This window comes from Faecalibacillus intestinalis (assembly GCF_003024685.1).
Lineage (GTDB): Bacteria > Bacillota_I > Bacilli_A > Erysipelotrichales > Coprobacillaceae > Faecalibacillus > Faecalibacillus intestinalis.
Genome location: NZ_PYLQ01000028.1, coordinates 20758 through 27591, shown reverse-complemented (window position 1 = coordinate 27591; position 6834 = coordinate 20758). Strand labels below are relative to the sequence as shown.

General features: G+C 30.1%; 7 protein-coding genes and 3 tRNA genes. 1 reads left to right on the top strand and 9 read right to left on the bottom strand.

Annotation, left to right across the window (positions count from 1 at the left end):
- Positions 1-28: 28 nt before the first annotated feature.
- The 9 genes from C7U54_RS13415 to sufC form a co-directional block, all read right to left on the bottom strand.
- Positions 29-112 (bottom strand) — tRNA-Tyr (locus tag C7U54_RS13415).
- A 4-nt stretch (positions 113-116) separates the two neighbouring features.
- Positions 117-192 (bottom strand) — tRNA-Thr (locus C7U54_RS13410).
- 30 nt (positions 193-222) lie between these two features.
- Positions 223-298, bottom strand: a tRNA-Val gene (locus tag C7U54_RS13405).
- A gap of 64 nt (positions 299-362) precedes the next feature.
- Positions 363-887, bottom strand: a complete 525-nt coding sequence (locus C7U54_RS13400; RefSeq protein ID WP_107030621.1) for a 5-formyltetrahydrofolate cyclo-ligase — start codon at positions 885-887, stop codon at positions 363-365.
- Positions 880-2259, bottom strand: a complete 1380-nt coding sequence (sufB, locus tag C7U54_RS13395) for a Fe-S cluster assembly protein SufB (RefSeq protein WP_022002250.1) — start codon at positions 2257-2259, stop codon at positions 880-882. The genes C7U54_RS13400 and sufB overlap by 8 nt, the downstream gene beginning before the upstream one ends.
- A complete protein-coding gene (gene sufU, locus C7U54_RS13390; RefSeq protein WP_032091421.1) occupies positions 2249-2701 on the bottom strand; it encodes a Fe-S cluster assembly sulfur transfer protein SufU in 453 nt (150 codons plus the stop codon). Before sufU ends, sufB begins: the two co-directional genes overlap by 11 nt.
- Positions 2685-3908, bottom strand: a complete 1224-nt coding sequence (locus C7U54_RS13385) for an aminotransferase class V-fold PLP-dependent enzyme (protein WP_107030620.1) — start codon at positions 3906-3908, stop codon at positions 2685-2687. Before C7U54_RS13385 ends, sufU begins: the two co-directional genes overlap by 17 nt.
- The gene (locus C7U54_RS13380) at positions 3908-4807 is read right to left on the bottom strand and encodes a SufB/SufD family protein (protein ID WP_107030619.1); all 900 of its coding nucleotides are present in this window, start codon (positions 4805-4807) and stop codon (positions 3908-3910) included. Before C7U54_RS13380 ends, C7U54_RS13385 begins: the two co-directional genes overlap by 1 nt.
- Entirely contained in the window at positions 4807-5619 is an 813-nt protein-coding gene (gene sufC, locus C7U54_RS13375) for a Fe-S cluster assembly ATPase SufC (protein WP_107030618.1), read from the bottom strand. The genes C7U54_RS13380 and sufC overlap by 1 nt, the downstream gene beginning before the upstream one ends.
- Positions 5620-5754: 135 nt before the next feature.
- On the opposite strand from sufC, the gene C7U54_RS13370 reads away from it, so the two are divergent.
- Positions 5755-6834 (top strand): AI-2E family transporter, encoded by a 1080-nt coding sequence (locus tag C7U54_RS13370; RefSeq protein WP_022002255.1) that lies wholly within the window; start codon positions 5755-5757, stop codon positions 6832-6834.

Genomic DNA, 6834 nt, shown 5'->3' with positions numbered 1-6834 from the left:
CTTGGCTATACCCCATTCATTAGATAGATGGTGGAGAGGAGTGGATTCGAACCACCGAACCAAAAGGAACTGAGTTACAGTCAGCCGCGTTTAGCCACTTCGCTACCTCTCCATCATGGTGCCGGCTAAAGGACTTGAACCCTCAACCTACTGATTACAAGTCAGTTGCTCTACCAATTGAGCTAAGCCGGCATTTTATTTATTTTAAACACTATTTTTTAATGGTGGAGGCTAACGGGCTCGAACCGCTGACCCTCTGCTTGTAAGGCAGATGCTCTCCCAACTGAGCTAAGCCTCCTTGACTAGTGCCCACTTATAATAACATCTCTATTCCCTTACGTCAACAGCTTTTTACATTTTTTTCATATTTTTTTATCAGTTATAATATCATCTAATGGAATATCAAAATCTTCAGATTGATAATGCTCAATATATTGAAATGAATAAGCCAGTCCTATTGTTGGTGCATTAAAATCTTTAAGATATCGATCATAATAACCTCCACCATAGCCCAAACGATAACAATTTGCATCATAACCTACAAGTGGAACAATCATTAAATCAAGAAATTCTTTATTAATTTCTTGTTTATCTATCGGTTCATCAATACCATATTTATTTTTTATCATTTTATCTTGATATAAAGTAAAATACATTTCTTTACCGCGAACTATGGGAACATAAAATTCTTTTTGAGTTTTAAATTCTTCAATTAATTTCCAAGTATCCACTTCATGTTTATAAGATAAATAGATTCCTATTTTTTTACTTTTAATGAAACGTGGATCTTTTTTTAACTTTTCTATAATGAAATGAGATTGTTTTTGATAATCATCAAAAGCCAATCTCATTTGTATCAATTGTTTACGTAATTGTTTTTTATCCAATTCCATTTTCACCAAAGTCCATTTTAATCAATTGATTTAACTCAACAGCATATTCCATTGGTAATTCTCTTGAAAATGGTTCAATAAATCCCATAACAATCATTTCTGTCGCATCTTTTTTAGAAAGACCTCTAGACATTAAATAGAAAAGTTGTTCATCTGAAATTTTAGAAACAGTTGCTTCATGTTCAATTAAAGAATCATTATTTCTAGCATAGTTTGTTGGCACTGTATCACTTGTTGAAATTTGATCTAAGATCAATGTATCACATTCAACTTTACTTTTAGCGTTGATTGCCTTTGGATTATGTTGTACTAACCCACGATAGTTTGTTTTACCACCGTTTTTAGCAATTGACTTAGAAACAATACTACTTGAAGTATTTGGTGCTAAATGAATCATTTTAGCTCCAGAATCCATAATTTGATTTTCTCCAGCAACAGCAATTGTAATACAAGAACCTTTCGCTCCTTCTTCCATTAAAACACAAGTTGGATATTTCATTGTAACAGCAGAACCAATATTTCCATCGACCCATTCCATTTGTCCATTTTTATAAACCTTCGCTCTTTGTGTCACTAAGTTTAAGATATTATTAGACCAGTTTTGAATTGTTGTATAACGGCATTTAGCCCCTTCTAAAACAACAATTTCAACAACTCCTGTATGTAATGAATCTTTTGAATAATTTGGTGCTGTACATCCTTCTACATAATGAATATCAGAACCTTTATCAACAATAATCAATGTTCTTTCAAATTGTCCCATTTGTTCAGAATTGATTCTAAAATAAGATTGTAAAGGTTTTTCTAGTTTTACTCCTGGTGGTACATAAATAAATGATCCCCCAGACCAAACAGCTCCATTTAAAGCTGAAAACTTATTATCATTATAAGGAATAACTGTATCAAAATACTTTTTAAATAATTCTGGGTATTCTCTTAAACCACTATCAATATCTAAGAAAATAACACCTTTTTCTTGAACTTCTTTCAACATATTATGATAAACCACTTCTGATTCATATTGAGTTGTTACCCCTGATAAATATTTTTGTTCTGCTTCAGGAATCCCTAGTTTATCAAAAGTATCTTTAATCGTTTCAGGGACTTCTTCCCATTTATTTGTTTGTTTGTCAGAAGGTCTAATATAATACGTATACTCATCAAAATCTACTCTACTTAAATCGACACCCCATGTAGGCATTGGCTTTTTCAAAAAACAATCGAGTGCTTTTAAACGATATTCCAACATCCATTCAGGTTCACCTTTAATGGCAGAGATTTCTCTAACGATATCTTCATTAATTCCTTTAGGTGTTTTAAAAACAGACACATCTTTATCAGGAATCATAGTTTCATCATTTTCCATGAGTTTCCTCCTTTTCACTTTCATCAATTAATTGTGTAATTCCTTTCCATCCAAGAGTTGCACATTTAATTCTATTGGCCTGTTTATGAGTGTTATAAAAAGCAATCGCTTCTTCTAATATTTCAGGATCATAATCTTTTTCAAAAATCATATTCATATAATTTTCAATAATAACCCTTGCTTCATCAATTGTTTTACCAATTAATAATTCTGTCATAATAGAAGTACTTGATGTACAAATCGCACACGCTTCTCCATCAAAGCGAATATCTTCAATCACTCCATTTTCTATTTTTGCTTGTATATCAATATTATCAATACAAGTTTCACTATCCATATTGACTTTTTTATAGCTATCGTCTTCAACTAATTCATGATTACGTGGATTTTCATAATGATCCATAATAATTTGACGAAGCATCATATTATCCAAAGAAGGCATCTAAAAAGTCATCCCCTTTCTTACATACTTCAATAAACTGATCTATTTCTTCTTTTGTATTGTAGAAATAGAATGAAGCTCTTAATGTTTGTGAAACATGTAAATATTCATCTAATATTTTTGCACAGTGTTGACCAGCACGAATGGCAATTCCATACGTATTAAATAAAGATGCACCATCTTGAGAAAAAACATTTTTAATATTGAAAGCAATTGCTCCAACACCATTTTCATTGTAAATTTCAATGTTATCTAATTCTTTCATCTTTTCAACGGCATATTTTCTAAGCATTGCTTCATGTTCTTCAATATTTTTCATACCAATATTTTGTAAATATTCAATGGCACTACCAAGACCAATGACCCCTTCAATATTAGGTGTTCCCGTTTCAAATTTTGTTGGTGCATTTTTAAGCTTTACTAAACCACAACTATTGTATCTTGCATTACTTCCTCCACCAAAACGTGTTGGTGTCATTTCTTCCAATAAATGATATTTTCCATATAATACACCTACTCCTGTAGGTCCACACATTTTATGTCCTGAAAAAGCAAAGAAATCAACATCTAAATCTTGAACATCAACAGCATGATGAGGTGCACTTTGAGCCCCATCAACACAAACAATAATATCGTGTTCATGAGCAAAATTACAAATTTCTTTAATTGGTGCTAAATATCCTAAAACATTTGTAATTTGCGCAAGTGAAATAATTTTTGTATGTTCAGTCACTGCTTTTTTGACATTTTCTAAAGTCACTTTTCCTTCTTCGTCTAGATCAATATATTTAATGATAGCTCCTGTATGTTTAGCCACTTCAAACCAAGGAAGCGTATTGCTTGCATGTTCAGCAAGAGTAATCAATACTTCATCTCCTTCTTTTAAATGTGTCACTCCATAACCAAAAGCTACCATATTCAAACTATCTGAAGAACCATAAGTATAAACAACTTCCTCTGGTTTACAATGAATAAAATCAGCAACAATACTTCTTACATATTCAAATTTTGTATCTACTTCATGTGATAAGTCATAATCTCCACGATGTGCATTTCCAGAATAATTTGTTAAATAATCACAAACACTATCAATCACACATTGAGGTTTTAAAGTTGTTGCCCCATTATCTAAATAAATAAGAGGTTTTCCATGCATAGTCTTTTTAAGCATTGGAAAATCTTCTCTAATTTTTAAAACATCTAACATTATAGTCCCACCTTTTCTTTCAAAACATCTGAAAATCTTTCTTTTAAAGATTCTACACTGATAAATTCTAAAACAGGTAAGAAATAACCATAAGTGACTAGATGCATAGCATCTTGTTTAGAAAGACCTCTAGACATTAAATAATAAAGATGATCTTCATCAATCTTTCCAACACTTGCTCCATGGCTTGCTTTAACATCATATTCATCAATATATAAATACGGATTAGCTTGTGCTTTGCACCCTTCATCAAAAACAATAATTTTATTTGTTTGATGTGTATCTGATCCAGACATACCTTTATAAATACGTCCCACACCATCAATAATTAAACTTGCTTTTGATTTAACAATACCATAGTTATCCATATCACCATATGTATGTGGTGCTAAATGTTCTAAAGTCATTTCATAATGTTTATTTTCTTTTTCTTTGCTTAAAGAAGCTAAACGAAGTTTAACACTTGCTTCCTCTTCAAGTAAACGATATTTTATTTTTGATAAAGTTGTATAATCTGTTAATTCTACATAAGCGCAAGACACTCTTGCATACTTATAAACATCAACATTTTCATCTAAATCAAGTTGAATATTTTGATGACTATTTTTTTCAACATATCTTAAAACTTCACTTGATTCATTGATTTTTATATTTTTTGTATAAGAACAAGACTTTGATGCTTCATACATTTCTACAAGATCTACATGTAAACGATCTTTAATTTCAATATTAAATTGATAAGTTCCTTCTTCTGTTGTCTTATAAATAATTTGTACTTTTGCATCTTCATTAATCATTAAAGTTTGATTTTGAATTTGAATATCTTGTTTAAAAGATGTTTCTTTGATTGTTCCATTTTCTAAAACAAGATAATTATCAATATCTACTAATCGACTCATTATTTAGCTTTAACCTTATTTCCACAACTACCTAAAACAATAGGTTGTTTATTTTCTTCAGTTTCAAAATCAAAACCTAGTTCTTTAACCCAACGATAACCTTCTTTATCAATACGATCTATTAATTCTTGTCCTCCACTTAATACAATTTTTCCATCTACTAATATATGAACATGACTAGGTGATACAAGTTCAAATAATCTTTCATAGTGTGAAACCATCACACAACCAAATGAATCTGATTTCATATCATTTATAGCTTCAGAAACAATTTTTAAAGCATCAACATCTAAACCAGAATCAATTTCATCCAATAATGCAAATTTTGGTTTTAATAATTTCATTTGCAAAATTTCATTTCTTTTCTTTTCTCCACCAGAAAAACCTTCATTTAAATAACGATGTGCTAAATTTTCGTCCATTTTTAAATCAGCAATATTTTTATCTAATTCTTTAATAAATTTAAATAAAGATACTGGTTTTTCTTGATGAGCATTGAGTGCAGCTCTTAAAAAATCAGAAGTGACAACTCCTGGAATTTCTTGAGGATATTGCATTCCTAAAAAGATTCCTGCTTTCGATCTTTCATCGACTGACATTTCTAAAACATTTTGTCCATCCAAGTAAATACTTCCCTCTGTTACTTGGTATTTAGGGTTTCCCATGATAGCTGATAGCAATGTTGATTTACCATTACCATTAGGTCCCATTAATGCATGTATTTCTCCTGTATTGATTGTTAAATCAATTCCTTTTAGTATTTCTTTATTATCAATACAAACATGTAAATTTTCTATTTTTAAAGTTGACATAAATCAAGCCCCTTTCTACCCACAACATTTTACTAAAATGTCAAAAAAAAAACAATCAATGTGATAATCTTTTGTATTAACAATTTATATTATATCCAAAATATGGTATATTATTTAAACAAAAGGAGTGATAATGTGAAATTTCTGAAATCTTTATTTCAAGTCATATCATCTAAAAAAATTACACAAACCCTGTTAAACTTACTTATTTTATTTTTGATCGTTCTTTTATTAGATATTACAAAAGAAGTATGGGGTGGCGCTTTTAGTATTTTTTGGAAGATTATAAAACCATTCTTTGTAGCATTTGCAATCGCTTATGTTTTAAATCCGCTTATTGAATGGGTACAAAAATATGTAAAAAATCGTGGATTATCTTTAATTATTGTTTATGTAGGAATCATTGCTTGTTTAATACTTATTTTATCACTAGCAATTCCACTTGTAATTAATAGCGTAACAGATCTCTATCCTGCTTTTGAAGACGGTTTGATTTTTATTTCGCGCTTTGTACAAAGTCATTTAGGCTTCAATATTTCTGAAATAACAACTTATATTCAAACAGAAGCAGCGAAACTTTTACAAGATATGACAGTTATTAATACAACGTTTGATGTTTTAAATTCTGTTATTGTAAAAATTGGAAACGGCTTGATTTATTCAATCCTTGCAATCTATATGTCTATAAAATTTGATAGTATAAGAATTGCAATTAATCATTTTGCAGGAAAATTTGATGAAAACTTACCTGTTTATTTAAAGGAAATCAATATTTCTTTAATTGAATATATTGAAGCTTTTGCTTTAAGTGCTCTTATTCAAGGTCTTACAACAGCTTTTGTCTATTTGGTTATTGGTCATCCAAACTGGATCTTACTTGGTATTTTCTCAGCTATCAGTTCGGTAATCCCTTATGTAGGTCCAATTGTTGCTAATTTACTTGGAATTGTCACTTCAATTACGATGGGGACAACAAAACTTATTATTTTATTTGTACTGATTTTTATTCAATCAAATGTTGTTCCTTATGTCATTCAACCAAAAATATATTCATCAAAAATCGATTTATCGATTATGTGGGTATTATTTGGTATTTTAACTGGTTCAACTTTGTTTGGTGCATGGGGAATGATCATCGCAATGCCTATTCTTGTTACTATTAAAATCAGTTATCGTGTTTATCGTCAACATAATCCTCAACCTAAAAATGCTTAG

Excerpts from the sequence above, each read along its gene's own strand:
- sufB (WP_022002250.1), bottom strand. The coding sequence starts at position 2,259 with ATGGAAAATGATGAAACTATGATTCCTGATAAAGATGTGTCTGTTTTT.
- sufU (WP_032091421.1), bottom strand. The coding sequence starts at position 2,701 with ATGCCTTCTTTGGATAATATGATGCTTCGTCAAATTATTATGGATCAT.
- C7U54_RS13385 (WP_107030620.1), bottom strand. The coding sequence starts at position 3,908 with ATGTTAGATGTTTTAAAAATTAGAGAAGATTTTCCAATGCTTAAAAAG.
- C7U54_RS13380 (WP_107030619.1), bottom strand. The coding sequence starts at position 4,807 with ATGAGTCGATTAGTAGATATTGATAATTATCTTGTTTTAGAAAATGGA.
- sufC (WP_107030618.1), bottom strand. The coding sequence starts at position 5,619 with ATGTCAACTTTAAAAATAGAAAATTTACATGTTTGTATTGATAATAAA.